This window comes from Kitasatospora sp. NPDC094016 (assembly GCF_040304045.1).
Taxonomy (GTDB): domain Bacteria; phylum Actinomycetota; class Actinomycetes; order Streptomycetales; family Streptomycetaceae; genus Kitasatospora.
This window is the reverse complement of the sequence record NZ_JBEOUK010000002.1, coordinates 187,191-202,777: the sequence shown is the minus strand read 5'-3', so window position 1 is coordinate 202,777 and position 15,587 is coordinate 187,191. Positions and strand designations below refer to the sequence as shown.

Annotated in this window: 11 protein-coding genes; 2 read left to right on the top strand and 9 right to left on the bottom strand. The window is 72.3% G+C overall.

All coding sequences use genetic code 11. The features are described 5' to 3' along the window. Positions 1-38 precede the first annotated feature (38 nt). Together ABT015_RS02675 and ABT015_RS02670 are read left to right on the top strand one after the other, a co-directional pair. Positions 39-6,758, top strand: a complete 6,720-nt coding sequence (locus ABT015_RS02675; RefSeq protein WP_350876000.1) for an RHS repeat-associated core domain-containing protein — start codon at positions 39-41, stop codon at positions 6,756-6,758. 163 nt (positions 6,759-6,921) lie between these two features. Then, positions 6,922-7,398, top strand: coding sequence for a DUF1877 family protein (locus tag ABT015_RS02670; protein ID WP_350875998.1), 477 nt, complete (start codon positions 6,922-6,924; stop codon positions 7,396-7,398). Between the two features lie 264 nt (positions 7,399-7,662). Here the strand turns inward: ABT015_RS02670 and ABT015_RS02665 are convergent, their stop codons facing one another. From ABT015_RS02665 to ABT015_RS02625, 9 genes are all read right to left on the bottom strand, one after another. After that, complete coding sequence (locus ABT015_RS02665) at positions 7,663-8,358, bottom strand: FadR/GntR family transcriptional regulator (RefSeq protein ID WP_350875996.1); 696 nt, start codon at positions 8,356-8,358, stop codon at positions 7,663-7,665. A gap of 78 nt (positions 8,359-8,436) precedes the next feature. Further along, positions 8,437-9,330, bottom strand: coding sequence for an amidohydrolase family protein (locus ABT015_RS02660; RefSeq protein WP_350875994.1), 894 nt, complete (start codon positions 9,328-9,330; stop codon positions 8,437-8,439). Beyond that, complete coding sequence (locus ABT015_RS02655) at positions 9,327-9,638, bottom strand: L-rhamnose mutarotase (protein ID WP_350875992.1); 312 nt, start codon at positions 9,636-9,638, stop codon at positions 9,327-9,329. Before ABT015_RS02655 ends, ABT015_RS02660 begins: the two co-directional genes overlap by 4 nt. Then, positions 9,635-10,288, bottom strand: a complete 654-nt coding sequence (locus tag ABT015_RS02650) for a LutC/YkgG family protein (protein WP_350875990.1) — start codon at positions 10,286-10,288, stop codon at positions 9,635-9,637. Before ABT015_RS02650 ends, ABT015_RS02655 begins: the two co-directional genes overlap by 4 nt. Continuing rightward, entirely contained in the window at positions 10,285-11,736 is a 1,452-nt protein-coding gene (locus ABT015_RS02645) for a LutB/LldF family L-lactate oxidation iron-sulfur protein (protein WP_350875988.1), read from the bottom strand. The genes ABT015_RS02650 and ABT015_RS02645 overlap by 4 nt, the downstream gene beginning before the upstream one ends. After that, complete coding sequence (locus ABT015_RS02640) at positions 11,733-12,473, bottom strand: (Fe-S)-binding protein (protein ID WP_350875986.1); 741 nt, start codon at positions 12,471-12,473, stop codon at positions 11,733-11,735. Before ABT015_RS02640 ends, ABT015_RS02645 begins: the two co-directional genes overlap by 4 nt. Then, positions 12,473-13,483 carry an aldo/keto reductase gene (locus ABT015_RS02635; RefSeq protein ID WP_350875984.1) on the bottom strand — a complete coding sequence of 337 codons (1,011 nt, stop codon included), beginning with the start codon at positions 13,481-13,483 and terminating at the stop codon, positions 12,473-12,475. Before ABT015_RS02635 ends, ABT015_RS02640 begins: the two co-directional genes overlap by 1 nt. Beyond that, positions 13,480-14,241 carry an SDR family NAD(P)-dependent oxidoreductase gene (locus tag ABT015_RS02630; protein WP_350875981.1) on the bottom strand — a complete coding sequence of 254 codons (762 nt, stop codon included), beginning with the start codon at positions 14,239-14,241 and terminating at the stop codon, positions 13,480-13,482. The genes ABT015_RS02635 and ABT015_RS02630 overlap by 4 nt, the downstream gene beginning before the upstream one ends. Then, entirely contained in the window at positions 14,238-15,578 is a 1,341-nt protein-coding gene (locus tag ABT015_RS02625; protein WP_350875979.1) for an L-fuconate dehydratase, read from the bottom strand. The genes ABT015_RS02630 and ABT015_RS02625 overlap by 4 nt, the downstream gene beginning before the upstream one ends. Between the last annotated feature and the right edge of the window lie 9 nt (positions 15,579-15,587).

The following is a 15,587-nucleotide window of genomic DNA, read 5'->3' as shown; positions in this document are numbered from 1 at the left end:
TGGGTGTTTGGCGTGCCCGAATACGGTTCGGGCGCTGGATGATGAGACAGGACCACCCCTGGCTGGGGCTGCTGTCGGTGCTGGTCGTGGCGGTCACGCTGCTCAGCGCACCCCCCACCGAGGCCTGGGCGGCACACCGGCCGCACGGCAAGACCTGGATACCCCCGCACACCCCCCTGGGTGCGCGGACGAACTCCGTTTCCGGGACGGACCAGGGCCCGGGAACACCCAAGGCACCGGCATTCCCGGTGCCCGACGAATGGCGGCCCGCCGCCACCGCGACACCGACCGGTACCGCCGAGGTCACCATCGGGGCCGACTCCCCCGAGGCCCGGGCGGCCCAGCGCGCCACCGGCGGGTCTGCGGCGGCCTCCGGCGGACGCACGCCGGTCCGGGCCGGCGACCTCCCGGTGGCCCTGTCGCCCACCGCCGACGACCCCGGCACCGCACACCCGGTGACGGTGCAGGTCGTCGCCCCGGCCAAGGGCGCGGCGGCCGGGGTGAACGGTCCGCTGATCTCGCTGACCGAGGGCGCGGCCCCCGACGCCACCGGCTCCACCGGCGACCGCAAGGTGACCGTCGACGTCGACCTCAAGGCCCTCGGCCAGGGGCTGTCCGTCGACCGCACCCGGCTCGTCGCCCTCCCGGCCTGCGCGCTGACCACTCCGGACCTGCCCGAGTGCCGCACCCAGACGCCGGTCCCCACCACCACGGACGCGCCCGCCGGCAAGCTCACCGCCGACGTCGCACTCCCCCGGGGCCCCACCGCGACCGTCCCCGCCACCGCACCCGCGCACACCGGGGCCGTCGTCCAGGCCTCGCTGCGCGAGGGACCGGGCATCGTCCGGGCCTCCGCCGCCGGCGCCGCGCCGATGGTGCTGGCCGCCACCACCGACTCCGCCGGGGCCGGCGGCTCGTACGCCGCCACCTCGCTCTCGCCCTCGATGGCCTGGAGCGGAGGGTCCAACCTGGGCAACTTCACCTACACGTACCCGATCCAGCTGCCGGCCGGGCTGGGCGCCAAGCCCCCGACGGTCGCGCTCTCCTACGACTCCGCCACGGTGGACGGGCTGACCTCGTCCACCAACGCGCAGGCCTCCTGGATCGGAGACGGCTGGAACTACGCGCCCGGTTTCGTCGAGCGTTCCTACAAGTCCTGTGCCAACGCCGGGATCGCAAACTCGCGCGACCTCTGCTGGGGCGGGCAGAACGCCAGCGTCTCGCTGGCCGGCCACACCGGCGCCTTGGTGCGCGACGACGCCACCGGCGCCTGGCGCCTCCAGGGCGACGACGGCACCAAGGTCGAGCAGCTGACGGGCGCGCCCAACGGCCTCGACAACGGCGAGTACTGGCGGATCACCACGGGTGACGGCACCCAGTACTGGTTCGGCCAGAACCACCTGCCGGGCGGCGACGGCACCGACCCGGCCAGCAACTCCGCCTGGGGCGAGCCGGTCTACGCGCCGAACGCCGGCGACCCGTGCAACTCCACGGCGGGCCAGGGCTCCTGGTGCACCATGGGGTGGCGCTGGAACCTCGACTACGTGGTGGACACCCACCAGAACCTGGTCAGCTACTCCTACGCGACCGAGACCAACAGCTACAACCGCGGCGGCGGCCAGAACAACGGCAAGGGCACCGCGACCGCGTACGTGCGCGGCGGCTACCCGCGCCAGATCGCCTGGGGCCAGCGCCTGCCGGAGCAGGTCGCGGCGCACGGCTCGAAGCAGCCCGCCGCCCAGGTGCTCTTCTCGACCGCCGAGCGCTGCCTGCCCTCGGGCACCATCACCTGCGCCGAGGCGCAGCGCACCACCGCCAACGCCGCCTCCTGGCCGGACGTCCCGCTGGACCAGGCCTGTGACGGATCGTCGGCCTGCACCGGCAACGGCCCGTCCTTCTTCAGCACCAAGCGGCTGACCGGCATCACCACGCAGGTGCTGGCCGGTTCGGCCTACCGCACCGTGGACAGCTGGGCGCTGACCCACTCCTTCCCCGACCCCGGCGACGGCACCAAGCCCGCACTGTGGCTGGCCTCGGTCCAGCGCACCGGCTCCAACGGCCAGGCGAACGTGACGACCCCCGCCGTGACCTTCACGGCGCGGGAGCTGCCGAACCGGGTGGACGGCCTGGTGCCGGCCGCGCCGATCTTCAACCGGCCGCGCATCCAGCAGATCACCGGCGAGACCGGCGGCCAGATCGACGTCCGGTACAGCCAGCCGGAGTGCTCCCGGGTCAACAACACCATGCCGCCGTCCGAGGACGGCAACACCATGGCCTGCCGCCCGGTCAAGTGGTACCTGCCCGGTTCCTCGTCGACCACCCCGGTCAACGACTGGTTCAACACGTACCTGGTCACCTCGGTCAGCGAGCAGGACGCCGTGACCGGTTCGGTGATCTCCGCGATCGCCTACAGCTACCACGGCGGCGCCGCCTGGCACCGCAACGACTCCGAGCACATCGACCCCAAGACCCGCACCTGGGACTCCTTCCGCGGCTACCAGTCGGTCGACACCGTGACCGGCAGCGGCTACACCGGGGAGGCGCCCAGGACCCAGCAGACGGTCACCTACCTGCGGGGCATGGACGGCGACGTCAAGTCCGACGGCACCAGGCGGAGCGTGACCGTCACCAGCCCGCTGGGCAACCAGGTCACCGACGCCGACTGGCTGGCCGGCGGCAAGCTCGCCACCCAGGTCTACGACCAGGCCGGCGGCTCGGTGGTCTCGCTCACCGGCAGCACCACCAACGGCCAGCAGACCACCGCCACCCACAAGCAGTCCGACGGCCTGCCCGACCTGATCGCCCGCTACCCGGCCTCCCAGGTCACCGCCGTCACCAAGGAGAAGCTCTCCGGCGGCGGCTGGCGGACCCAGACGAAGATCTCCACCTCCGACCCCGCGCAGGGCAACCGGGAGATCCAGGTCGACGACCAGGGCGACGGCACCGCCGGCACCCCCGAGATCTGCACCACCACCTCCTACGCCGTCAGCAGCGCCAACCCGATGCTGCTGAACCTGTCGAGCGAGAAGCGGGCGGCCACCGGCCCCTGCGGCACCCCGGCGACGGCGACCACCGTGGTCACCGACGTCCGCACCCTCTACGACAACCTGCCGTTCGGCCAGGCGGGCGTGCTGGCGGAGCCCACCGGCGCGCAGCAGCTGGACCACTACGACGCCGCCGGCAAGCCGGTGTTCGTCAACGCGGGCCACTCCGGCTTCGACGTCTACGGGCGCCCGGCCTCCTCCAGCGCGAACGACGGCTCCAGCTACGACGACCGGGGCAACCAGCTCTCCGCCCCCGACCCGGCGGCTCCGGCGGCCACCACGACGGTCGCCTACTCCCCGGCGACCGGCGCGCTGCCGACCACGGTCACCTCGACCGGCCCGATGGGCACCGCCTGGAGCACCACCGTGGTCCAGGACCCGGGCCGCGGGCTGCCGTTGACCTCCACCGACGTCAACGGCCGGGTCACCACGCAGCAGTACGACGGCCTCGGGCGCCAGACCGCCGTCTGGCTGCCGCAGCAGCCGGTCAAGGGCAACCCGACCTACAAGTACTCCTACGCGGTCAACGGCCTCACCGGGCCCTCGGTCGTGACCAGCCAGGCGCTGCGCGAGGACAACACCTACTCCTACAAGACCGAGCTGTACGACGGCATCGGCCGGCTGCGTCAGACCCAGGCCACCTCGCCGACCGCCGCCACCGGCCGGCTGATCACCGACACCGTCTACGACTCGCACGGCTGGGCGATCAAGAAGTCCGCGCCGTACTACGAGAAGAGCACCTTCCCCAACGGCACCGTCTTCGTCCCGCAGGACGCGCAGGTCCCGTCCCAGACCTGGCTGAGCTACGACGGCCAGGGCCGGGTCACCACCTCGGCGTTCGTCTCCTACGCGCAGCCGCAGTGGTCGACGACCACCAGTTACCCGGGGGTGGACCGCACCGACGTCGTCCCGCCCCAGGGCGGCACGGCCACCTCCACGTTCACCGACGCGCGCAAGCACGTCAGCGCGCTGTGGCAGTACCGCGGCCCGACCCCGACCGGCAACGCCGCCGACGCGGACGTCACCGGCTACGGCTACACGCCGGGCGGCCAGCCCGCGACGCGGACCGACTCGGCGGGCAACACCTGGTCCTACGGCTATGACCTGATGGGTCGCCAGACCACCGCGACGGACCCGGACACCGGCACCACCCACACCTCCTACGACGTCAACTCGCGGGTGGACCACACCACCGACGCCGTCGGCAACACCCTCTCCTACACCTACGACCTGCTGGGCCGAAAGACCGGCAGCTACAACGGCCCGGTGGCGCCCGCCAACCAGCTGGCCTCCTGGAGCTACGACACACTGGCCAAGGGCAAGCCCACCGGCTCGACCCGCTACGTCGGCGGCGCCGGCGGCACCGCCTACACCAAGGCGGTGACCGGCTACGACACCGCCTACCGCCCGCAGGGCACGACGGTCACCGTCCCCTCCGCCGAGGGCGCGCTGGGCGGCACCTACACCACCGGCAACACCTACAACAACGTCCTGGGCACGCTGGCGACCACCACCCTGCCGGCGCTCGGCGGCCTGCCCGCCGAGACCGTCACCAACGTCTACGACACCGCGGGCAACCTGCAGAACACCGCGGGCAACGACACCCTGGTCCACGACGTCCAGTACGACGCGTTCGGCAACACCGTGCGCACCACGCTGGGCGACTACGGCACCCAGGTCGTCTCCACCCAGGTCTACGACGTGGCCACCGGCCACGTGGTGTCCTCGTTCCTGGACCGCCAGGTCGGCACCACCTCGCTCGACCAGACCACCTACACCTACAACCCGGCCGGCAAGCTCACCTCGGTCACCGACCTGCAGAACGCCTCGGCGAGCGACCGCCAGTGCTTCAGCTACGACTACCTGGGCCGACTGACCCAGGCGTGGACCGACACCGGCGGCGTCACCACCAAGCCCACCGGGGCGTGGAGCGACTCCTCCGGCACCGGCTACGGCTCCGGCGGAGCCACCTCGGTGCCCGGCATCGGCGGCTGCGCCAACGCCAACGGCCCAGCGGTGAACGGTGGTTCGCCGAGCGTCGGCGGCCCTACCCCGTACTGGCAGTCCTACGGGTACGACGCCACCGGCAACCGCACCCAGCTGGTGCAGCACGACGTCACCGGCAACACCTCCAACGACGTCACCACGACGCAGACCTTCGGCGCCCAGGGCCAGCCCAACACCGGCACCGGCGGTCCGCACGCCCTGCTCTCCGCCACCAGCGGCTCGCCGAGCACCGGGACGGCCACCACCTCCTACCAGTACGACAAGTCCGGCAACACCACCGGGATCTCCGGCCCCGCCGGGACCGCGAACCTGGCCTGGACCGGCGAGGGCAAGCTCGCCGCGGTGACCCCGGCCCAGAAGGGCTCGGCCAACGGCGCGACCTACCTCTACGACGCGGACGGCAACCTGCTGCTCCGCTACAACCGGGGGTCGACCACGCTGCTGCTGGGGATGGACGAGCTCACGCTCGACACCGGCACCAAGGCCATGTCCGACGTCCGCTACTACCCCTCGCCCGGCGGTCTGACGATCACCCGGCTCACCGCCACCACCGGCGGGGGTGTCCTGGTCTACCAAGCCTCCGACCCGCACGGCACCGCCGGCGTCCAGATCGGCACCGACCCCGGCCAGGCGGTCGTCCGCCGGCCGACCGACCCCTTCGGCAACCAGCGCGGCACCCAGCCCGCGCCGGGCAGCTGGCTGGGCGCACGGGCCTTCGTCGGTGGCGAACTGGATCCGGCCACCGGGCTGGTGAACCTCGGGGCACGCGAGTACCAGCCGTCCACCGGCCGGTTCCTCAACCCCGATCCACTGCTCAAGCTCGACGTGCCGCAGCAGTGGAACGGCTACGCCTACTCCGACAACGACCCGGTCAACAAGACCGACCCGACCGGCCTGAACTGGTTCAACGCCCTGCCCAAGCTCATCGAGCGGGTGATCTCGGAGGTCTGGTCGTTCAAGAACGAGGTCGCCACCAAGTACACCCCGGCCCATGACTTCGTCACCGAGGGCTACGCACTGAAGCTGCGGATGTCGCAGCCGCACGGGGGCGGCAAGGTCACCACCGACCTCTCGTACATCGGGAAGGGGATCGACTCCGAGAACTACATCCCCGGTGCCGCGAAGGGAAAGAACGCGGGCAACCTGAAGGTCAACGGCAAGGCCGACCTCATCTACTGGACGGACAGCAAGGTCTACGTCTGGGACACCAAGAACGGGGGCGGCCCGGCGGAGAAGGACGGCGGGAAGGAGGTCGCCAACTACGTCAAGTACCTCAAGATGAAGCTGGAGGCCGCCGGTGACCACCGGGACGTCGAAGCCGGGTTCGACCTGGGCTCCTTCGCGGGCCTCAACCCCTACCGGCCCACGGAGTTCGTCGTGGCCAGGTCCTCGACCGTGAGCCAGGGCGTCCTCGCCTACAAGATCTACGAAACCCCCAAGGGGCCGCTGGAGCTCCAGCCGAAGCCCGTGCCCAACCCGGTACCGGCGCCGAACGCCCACCCCGTCCCCAACCCGTCCCCCGGCCCGGCCCCGAACCCGAACCCGGAGCCCCAGGGGACGGTCCTCGACCCGCCCGCGCCCAGCCTCAGCTGGCCCGACCTCAGCTTCAACATCCCGCACCCCAGCATGCAGACGGTGGAGTACAGCACCATGCTCGTCGTCGGCTTCCTCGCCACCGTCGCCACCGGCGGCGCCGCCACCGAGTAGGCGGGCGGCGGGGGCGGGCCACCGGCACGCCGGTGGCCCGCCCCCGGGCCGACACCACCCGGGCACACCTCGTAGCATGCGGCAGGACGCCCGCACCGCACGCACCGTATGAACAGCATGAACAGCACGAACCGTATGAACAGCACGAAATGAACGGACAACCATGAACCTCCTGATGCGACGGGTCGACCGTGACGTCACTCGCCTCGACCCCGACGACGTGCTGGCGCGCTTCCCCAGCCGGCTCTCCATCGAGCAGTACCGCGAGGGCGAGGAGAGCGGCGAGCTCTGCGAGCTGGAGGAGTCGTGGCTCTTCCTGGACAAGTCCCTGCGCCGCTGCCCCGGGGCCGACCTCGCCGAGGTCGTCACCGGCGGGGACCTGCTGAAGGAGTTCCCCGAGGACGGGACCACGCTGGTCTTCGTCACCCCGGAGCGCACCGCCACCGCCTCCGCCGCACTCGCGGCGCTGGACCAGGACGTCCTGCGCACCCGGATCGGCGAGGTGCTCGCCGAGAACGTCAACGGCGAACTGCCGCCCGGGCTGCTGGACGAGATGCTCTACCGGATGGCGGAGCTCACCGCATTCTTCCGGCAAGCCGCCGAGTCCGGCCAGGGCGTGCTGAAGAACGTCTACCTCTGACCCGCCCCAGCTGTAGAACTGGCGGACGTCGGTCACGCACGGGTCTCCGACCATGACGGAGACCTGCGATGCCCCTTCGCCGCAACGGCAGCAGGACCGCCAGGCCCAACGGCGCCCGGCGGTCCTGTGCCACCCCCCGCGAACAAGACGCCCGAATCGAACAGATATCCATCGGCGGTGACGGTGGCGCCGAGGAGCGGGAAGCGGCGGTTGTACATCTGCGCGGACAGGATCGCGTTCGCCCCTCGAAGCACCCGCCCCGGGTCAGCCGAGCGAGGATCCGGCTGCGCCGAGGGTGTCCCGCAACCACTGCTCGACGCCTGCCACGTGCACCGTCGCCCAGGCGTGCGCGAGGTCGGGGCGGCGGTGGGCGATGGCGTCGAGGATGGCGCGGTGCTGCTGGCGGGTCCGGTCGACCGCGCCTTCCTCGGTCAGCCCGCGCCAGATCCTCGCCCGGGCGGTCGGGCCGGACAGGCCGTCGACGAGCGAGCACAGGACGGTGTTGCCCGAACCGGCCGCGATCCTGTGGTGGAACTCGAGGTCGTTGTCGATCAGCTCTTGCAGGGGGGCGTCGTCACGCAGGCTCTCCAGGACCTCTCCGAGCGCGGCGATGTCCTCGTCCGGCATCACGCGGGCGGCCATGGCCGCGGCGGCGGGCTCCAGGATGCGGCGGACCTCCAGGAACTCCAGCACCGAGTCGTCCTGGTGAAAGTCGACGACGAAACCCAGCGCGTCCAGCAGCAGGTTGGGCTCCAGACTCGTCACGTACGTGCCGTCTCCCTGGCGCACGTCGAGCACCCGGATGAGCGAGAGGGCTTTCACCGCCTCACGCAGGGAGTTGCGCGACAGACCGAGCCGCTCGGCCAGGTCGGCCTCCTTGGGGAGTCGCGAACCGGGGCGCAGCTCACCACTGACGATCATGGCTTTGATCTTCTCGATCGCCGAGTCGGTGACTGGCACGCCGATGCCTCCCTGGTCCTGATCCCTGCAGCATAGTCTCCCCGGCACCCACCCGGAGCTGGCCTTGATCGCGACAGGTCAAGACCATCCGGCACGTCCCTCCGCAGGCCGGCGCGGGGCGCCGAGCCCGTACACGCGGACCGCGTTGTGCCGGAACACCGCGTCCTCCTCCCCCGCGCTGAGCCCGTCCGCGAGGTGCCGGGTGATCCGGGCGACCTCGGCGTAGCCGGCCTCCAGGGTGCACACCGGCCAGTCGGAACCGAAGAGGAGCCGCTGCAGGCCGAAGGCCTCCAGGGCGATGTCGGCGTAGGGCCTGAGGTCCGCCGTCCGCCACCGGCCGGGGGCGGCCTCGGTCACCAGGCCGGAAAGCTTTCCCACGGTGTTGGGCAGCGCGGCCAGGCGACGCAGGTCCGCGGCCCAGGGGTCGAGCGCGCCGTCGGCGATCGGGGGCTTGCCGAGGTGGTCGAGGACGAACGTCAGGCCGGCGAGCCGGGCGGCCGCGAGGGCGGCGGCGGGCAGCTGGTGCGGCTTGACGACGAGGTCGTAGGCGAGACCGGCCTCGGCGACGGCGAGCAGGCCGCGCTGGACGTCGGGGCGCAGCAGCCACTCGGGGTCGGGCTCCTCCTGGACCTGGTGCCTGATGCCCACCAGCCGTTCCCCGCCGGGGAGTTCACGCAGGGCGGCGATCGCGTCGGCAACGCCGGGGGCGGTGAGGTCGGTCCAGCCGACGACGCCGGCGATCAGGTCGCTGCCGTCGGCCAGCGCCAGCAGTTCGGCGGTCTCCTCGGGGACGCAGACGGTCTGGACGACGACCGTGGCGACCACTCCGGCCTCCGCGGCTTCGGGGGCGAGGTCGACGGCGGTGAAGGAGCGGGCCAGGGGAGCGAGGGCCTCGCCGCTGATCCAGGGCTGCGGCCGCGTGCCGAGGTCCCAGACGTGGTGGTGCGCGTCGACGATCTGACGCCTGGTCACAGTTCCCACACGGCCGGGAGCCCGGCCCCGGCGCCGGCGTCCGAGTAGTCGTGGCTGATGTCGAGCAGTTCGCCCATCCTCTCCTGCCAGGCGGTGTTGGCCGGGAGGTGCTCCAGTTCGGCGAGGAGCCGGGCGTAGTCCTCGCACTCCAGCAGGTGGAACAGCTCGCAACCGCTGCGCCAGATCGTCCACGAGGTGGCGCCGGCAGCCCGGATGGCTGCGACGAGTTCGGCGGGCACGTCCCGGTGGGCGGCCTCGTACTCGGCGATCCGGTCCGGGCGGAGGCGGGTGTGCAGGGCGACTCTCATGGCTGCTCCGGGTGGGTGGGGTGGTCGACGATGACGACGTGCAGGGTGCGGGGGCCGTGCACGCCCTCGACGCGGTCGAGTTCGATGTCGCTGGTGGCGGACGGTCCCGAGATGAAGGTCAGCGGCAGCGCGGGGTCGAGGCGGGCGAGGGCGTCGGGGACGTCGGCGGCGATCTGTCCGGCGCGGATGACGCACAGATGGTAGTCGGGGACGAGGGTGAGGGCGCGGCGGCCCTGGCCCGGGCCGGTGTCGAGGACGATGGTCCCGGTGACGGCGATGCCGGCGGCGGCAAGGGTGCAGACGCCGTCCAGGGCGTTCAGGGCCTGGACGTCCAGCGGTTCCGGGTGCCACTGCCAGTCGCCGGGCGGCAGCAGCTCGACGGGAAAGCCGCTGGGCAGTGCCAGGTTGCTCGCCCCGGATGCGGTGAGCGCGGCGGCGATGGCGGCCGGCAGGCCCGCCCGGTCGGTGCGGGTGACGTTCGCCCGGTAGTCGGCGACCCGCTCGGCGAACAGGGCGACGGTGTCCTCGCCCGGCTCGGTGTGGCTGCGGCGGTAGGTCCGGGGTACGGGGACGTCGTCGGGCCGTTCGTCGGCGGGGACGTCGGCGAGCGCCGCCCGGATGCGGCCGAGAACCGCCTCACGGCTGCTCATCGTTCACCTTCCCTGTTCTTGCGCCACCAGGTGCGGAAGGACTCTGCCGGAGGTGCGGGGGTGTCGCGGGTGTCGGACCAGCCGTGCAGCGGGCCCGGCAGCCGGCCGATCCGCCCCTCCCTGGCGAGCGCCCTGCCGCCGAGCGCGGCGGCCTTCTGGGCCGCGGAGAGCAGGCGCGGGGAGTCGAGGACGGTGGCGGCGGCCTTCATGGCCAGCGCCTCGGCTCCCCTCGGCCCGCTCTCGACGGTCTTGGCCCGCAGGTGGGCCAGCACCTCCGGGATGTCGATCTTCACCGGGCAGGCGTCGTAGCAGGCGCCGCACAGGGTGGAGGCGAACGGAAGGGACGCCGCGTTCTCCACGCCGACCAGTTGCGGGGTGAGGACGGCGCCGATCGGTCCTGGGTAGACCGAGCCGTAGGCGTGGCCGCCGGTGCGCTCGAAGACGGGGCAGACGTTGAGGCAGGCCGAGCAGCGGATGCAGCCGAGTACCTGCCGTCCGACCTCGTCGGCGAGGGTGTCGGTGCGGCCGTTGTCGAGCAGCACCAGGTGGAACTCCCTGGGGCCGTCACCGTCGGTGGTTCCGGTCCAGGTGGAGGTGTAGGGGTTCATCCGCTCACCGGTGGAGGAGCGGGGCAGCAGTTGGAGGAAGACCTCCAGGTCCTGCCAGGTCGGGACGGTCTTCTCGATGCCCATGACGGTGATGAGGGTTTCGGGCAGGGTGAGGCACATCCGGCCGTTGCCCTCGGACTCCACGACGACGACCGTACCGGTGTCGGCGACGGCGAAGTTGGCGCCCGAGACGGCCACCTTGGCGGTGAGGAACTTCTCCCTCAGGTGCAGGCGGGCGGCTTCGGCGAGTTCACGCGGGTCGTCGCCGAGGTTCTCCGGTGCGGGCTGCCCCCAGTGGGCCATCTCGGCGAGGAAGAGGTCGCGGATCTCGGTCCGGTTGCGGTGGATCGCGGGGACGAGGATGTGGGACGGGCGGTCGTCGCCGAGTTGGACGATGAGTTCGGCGAGGTCCGTCTCGTAGGCGGTGATGCCGGCTTCGGCGAGGGCCTCGTTGAGGCCGATCTCCTGAGTCGCCATGGACTTGATCTTCACGACCTCGCGTTCGCCGGTGGCCCGCACGAGTTCGGTGACGATGCGGTTGGCCTCGGCGGCGTCCGAGGCCCAGTGCACGGTGCCGCCCGCGGCGGTGACGGCGGCCTCCAGCCGGACGAGGTAGCGGTCGAGGTGGCGTGAGGTGCGGTTCTTGATCGCGGCGGCGGCGTCGCGCAGGTGCTCCCAGTCGTCCAACTCGGAGGCGACGGCGAGCCGCTTGTCGCGGATGGTGGTGGTGGCGCGTTTCAGATTGGCGCGCAGCCGGGTATTGCCGAGCGCCTCGCGGGCGGCGTCGGGAAAGGACGGGGAACCGAGCCAGACGACGCCGCGGCCGCCGGGCTTGCTCATCGTGCGGTTCCTTCGGTGGCGGCGAGGATCTCGGCCAGGTGCAGGGTCCGCACCCTCGCGCCCCGGCGGGACAGCCCGCCGCCGATGTGCATCAGGCAGGAGTTGTCGGCGGCGCACAGGACCTCGGCTCCGCTGTCCAGGACGGCGGCGTTCTTGTCGGCGAGCATCGCGGCGGAGGTGTCGGCGTTCTTCACGGCGAAGGTGCCGCCGAAGCCGCAGCAGGAGTCGGCCGCGGGCAGGTCGACCAGGTCGATGTCCTCGACGGCGCGCAGCAGCCGGTCCGGGCGATCGCCGAGACGCAGGCCGCGCAGGGAGTGGCAGGTGGGGTGGTAGACGACGCGGTGCGGGAAGCGGGCACCGACGTCCGTGACGCCGAGCACGTCGGTCAGGAACTCGGTGAACTCGTGCACCCGGGGCACCAGTTCGGTGACCTGTCGGAGGAGCGGGGCGGTGCCGTGCCGTTCGGCGAGCAGGGGGTGGTTGTCACGGACCATCCCGGCGCAGGAGGCGGACGGCGTGACCACGGCGTCGTAGTCGGCGAAGGCCCGGGCGAAGCGGGTCACCAGCGGGACGGCGTCGGGGCGGTAGCCGGTGTTGAAGTGCATCTGGCCGCAGCAGGTCTGTTCCCGGGGGAACTCGACACGGTGGCCGAGCCGCTCCAGCACCGTCACCACCGCGCGGCCGGTGTCGGGGAAGAGGGTGTCGTTGAAGCAGGTGATGAACAGGGCGATGCGCATCAGCCCGCCTCCCCGGGGGTCGGGACGTCCGCGGGAAGCAGTCCGCGGTGCTTGAGCTCGGCCCAGAGCGCCGCCGGAACGGGGTGGTCGAGCATGGCGGCGGCGTCCCGGGCCTCGCCGGCGCTGCGGGTGCCGACCAGCACGCTCGCCACCGCCGGGTGCCCGAACGGGAACTTCAGGGCGGCGGCGCGCAGCGGGACACCGTGCCGCTCGCAGACGGCCTTGAGGTCGGTGGCCCTGGTGAGCAGGTCTGCGGGGGCCGCGGCGTAGTCGAAGGTGGCGCCGGGCCGCGGGTCGGCGAGCAGGCCGGAGTTGAAGACGCCGCCGATCACGACGCCGACGCCGCGCCGGTGGGCCAGGGGCAGCAGTTCCGCAAGGCCCTGCTGGTCGAGGAGGCTGTAGCGGCCGGCGAGCAGGACGGCGTCGAGGTCGGTCTCGCGGATGAACCGGGCGGGCAGCCCGGCCTGGTTCATGCCGACGCCGATCGCTCCCAGGACGCCTTCGGCGCGCAGGCGTTCGAGTTCCGGGTAGGCCTCGGCGAGCGCCTGTTCGGCGTGGTCGTCGGGGTCGTGCAGGTACGCGATGTCGATCCGGTCGAGGCCGAGCCGGTCCAGGCTGTCCTCGATGGAGCGGCGCACGCCCCGGGCGCTGAAGTCCCAGACGCGGTGGTGGGTGGCGGGCACGGCGAAGCCGTCGGTCAGGTCGTCGGCCAGGTCGTCGCCGTCGCCGGAGGGGGCCGGCTCCAGCAGGCGTCCGACCTTCGTGGAGATCGTGTACTGGTCCCGGGGGAACGCGCGCAGGGCGGCGCCGAGTCGCCGCTCGGACAGGCCCAGGCCGTAGTGCGGGGCGGTGTCGAAGTACCGTACGCCGGACTCCCAGGCGGCGGTGACGGCCTGTTCGGCCTGCTCGTCGGTGACCGGGGTGAACAGGTTGCCGATGCCGGCGGCGCCGAAGGCGAGTTCGGTCACCTGGGCCCTGCTGCGGCCGAGGGGGTGGTGGCGCGGCTTCACGGGCGTGGCTCCGGTCGCAGGCGCAGGCCGGCCATGCCGCCGTCGACGGCGAGCGCGGTGCCCGTGACGCTGGCGGCGGCCGGGGAGGCGAGGTAGGCGATGGCGGCGGCGACCTCCTCGGCGGTGACCAGCCGGCCGGTGGGCTGGCGGGCGTTCAGTGCGGAGCGCTCGGCGGCCGGGTCGTCGGCCGCGTCGAGCAGCCGGCCGACCCACGGGGTGTCGACGGTGCCCGGGTTGACGCAGTTGACCCGGATGCCTTCGCGGACGTGGTCGGCTGCCATGGCCAGGGTGAGCGAGTGGACGGCGCCCTTGCTCGCCGCGTACAGCGCGCGCCGGGGCAGTCCGGCCGTGGCGGCGATGGAGCAGGTGTTGACCACCGAGGCGGCGGCGGAGCGGCGCAGGTGGGGCAGGGCGGCGCGGGTGGTGCGGACGATGCCGAGCACGTTGACGTCCAGGACGTGGTGCCACTGCTCGTCCGAGTTGTCCTCCACGGTTCCGGCGGCGCCGATGCCAGCGTTGTTGACCAGGATGTCGATCCCGCCGAGCGCCTCGGCCGCCGCCCGGACGGCCTCGCGTACGGAGCGGTCGTCGGCGACGTCGGCGGTGAAGCCGCGCAGCGGGGCGCGGACGCCGCTCGGGTCGAGGTCGAGGACGGCGACGTCCGCTCCGCGTGCGCCGAGCAACCGGGCGGTGGCCAGTCCGATGCCGGAGGCACCGCCGGTGACCAGGGCGGTGAGCCCGTCGAGGTCGGTCGTCATGAGCGCTCCTCCTTGTCGCCGCCGGCCAGGTCGGCTGCCCAGAACGTGCCGTCGGGGTAGGTGTAGGTGTCGATGGCCACCTGGTGCATGGTGGCGGAGAACCCGGGCGCGGTGGGTGCCCGGTAGCGGCCGCCGTCGATGACCACGGGGTCGAGGAAGTGCTGGTGGAGGTGGTCGACGTACTCGATGACGCGGTCCTCGGTGGTGCCGGAGAGCGCGACGTAGTCGAACATCGACAGGTGCTGGACGAGTTCGCACAGGCCCACGCCGCCGGCGTGCGGGCACACGGGGACGCCGAACCTGGCGGCGAGCAGCAGGATGGCGAGGTTCTCGTTCACGCCGGCCACCCGGGCCGAGTCCAGTTGGAGGATGTCGATGGCGCCGGCCTGGAGCAGCTGCTTGAAGACGATGCGGTTCTGCACGTGCTCGCCGGTGGCGACCTTGACGGGGTGGACACCGCGCCGGACGGCGGCGTGGCCGAGCACGTCGTCCGGGCTGGTCGGCTCCTCGATCCAGTAGGGGTCGAACTCGGCGAGCTCGTTCGTCCACTCGATCGCCTCGGCGACGTTCCAGCGCTGGTTGGCGTCGATCGCCATCCGGATGTCCGGACCGACGGCCTCGCGGGCGGCGCGGCAGCGGCGGATGTCGTCCTCCAGGTCCGCGCCGACCTTCAGCTTGATCTGGGTGAAGCCGTCGGCCACCGCCTCCTTGGCGAGGCGGGTGAGCTTCTCGTCGCTGTAGCCGAGCCAGCCGGGCGAGGTGGTGTAGGCGGGGTAGCCGCGGCGCAGGAGTTCGGCGGCCCGCCCGGGTGCGCCCTGTCTGCCCTTGCGCAGCAGTTCGAGGGCCTCATCGGGCGTCAGCGCGTCGGCGATGTAGCGGAAGTCGACCTGGGACACCAGCCATGCGGGGTCGGCGTCGGCCAGCAGCTGCCACAGCGGCTTGCCCTCGCGCTTGGCGGCGAGGTCCCAGACGGCGTTGACGACGGCTCCGATCGCCATGTGCATCACGCCCTTCTCGGGTCCGAGCCAGCGCAGCTGGCTGTCACCGATCAGGTCGCGGTACAGGGAGCCGGGGTCGGCGCACAGCTGGGCGACGGACCGTCCGACGACGTGCGGGCGCAGCGCGTCGATGGCGGCGACCTGGACGTCGTTGCCGCGACCGATGGTGAAGGTGAACCCGTGGCCCTCGTGGCCGCCCGCGGAGGCGCGCAGGACGACGTAGGCGGCGGAGTAGTCGGGGTCGGGATTCATGGCGTCGGACCCGTCCAGCTCCCGCGAGGTGGGGAAGCGGATGTCGAAGGTGTCGACGGCGGTGATCCGCGCTGTGGTTGCGGACAACGTGGTGCC

Excerpts from the sequence above, each read along its gene's own strand:
- ABT015_RS02675 (WP_350876000.1), top strand. The coding sequence starts at position 39 with ATGATGAGACAGGACCACCCCTGGCTGGGGCTGCTGTCGGTGCTGGTC.
- ABT015_RS02670 (WP_350875998.1), top strand. The coding sequence starts at position 6,922 with ATGAACCTCCTGATGCGACGGGTCGACCGTGACGTCACTCGCCTCGAC.
- ABT015_RS02655 (WP_350875992.1), bottom strand. The coding sequence starts at position 9,638 with ATGAGAGTCGCCCTGCACACCCGCCTCCGCCCGGACCGGATCGCCGAG.
- ABT015_RS02650 (WP_350875990.1), bottom strand. The coding sequence starts at position 10,288 with ATGAGCAGCCGTGAGGCGGTTCTCGGCCGCATCCGGGCGGCGCTCGCC.
- ABT015_RS02645 (WP_350875988.1), bottom strand. The coding sequence starts at position 11,736 with ATGAGCAAGCCCGGCGGCCGCGGCGTCGTCTGGCTCGGTTCCCCGTCC.
- ABT015_RS02640 (WP_350875986.1), bottom strand. The coding sequence starts at position 12,473 with ATGCGCATCGCCCTGTTCATCACCTGCTTCAACGACACCCTCTTCCCC.
- ABT015_RS02630 (WP_350875981.1), bottom strand. The coding sequence starts at position 14,241 with ATGACGACCGACCTCGACGGGCTCACCGCCCTGGTCACCGGCGGTGCC.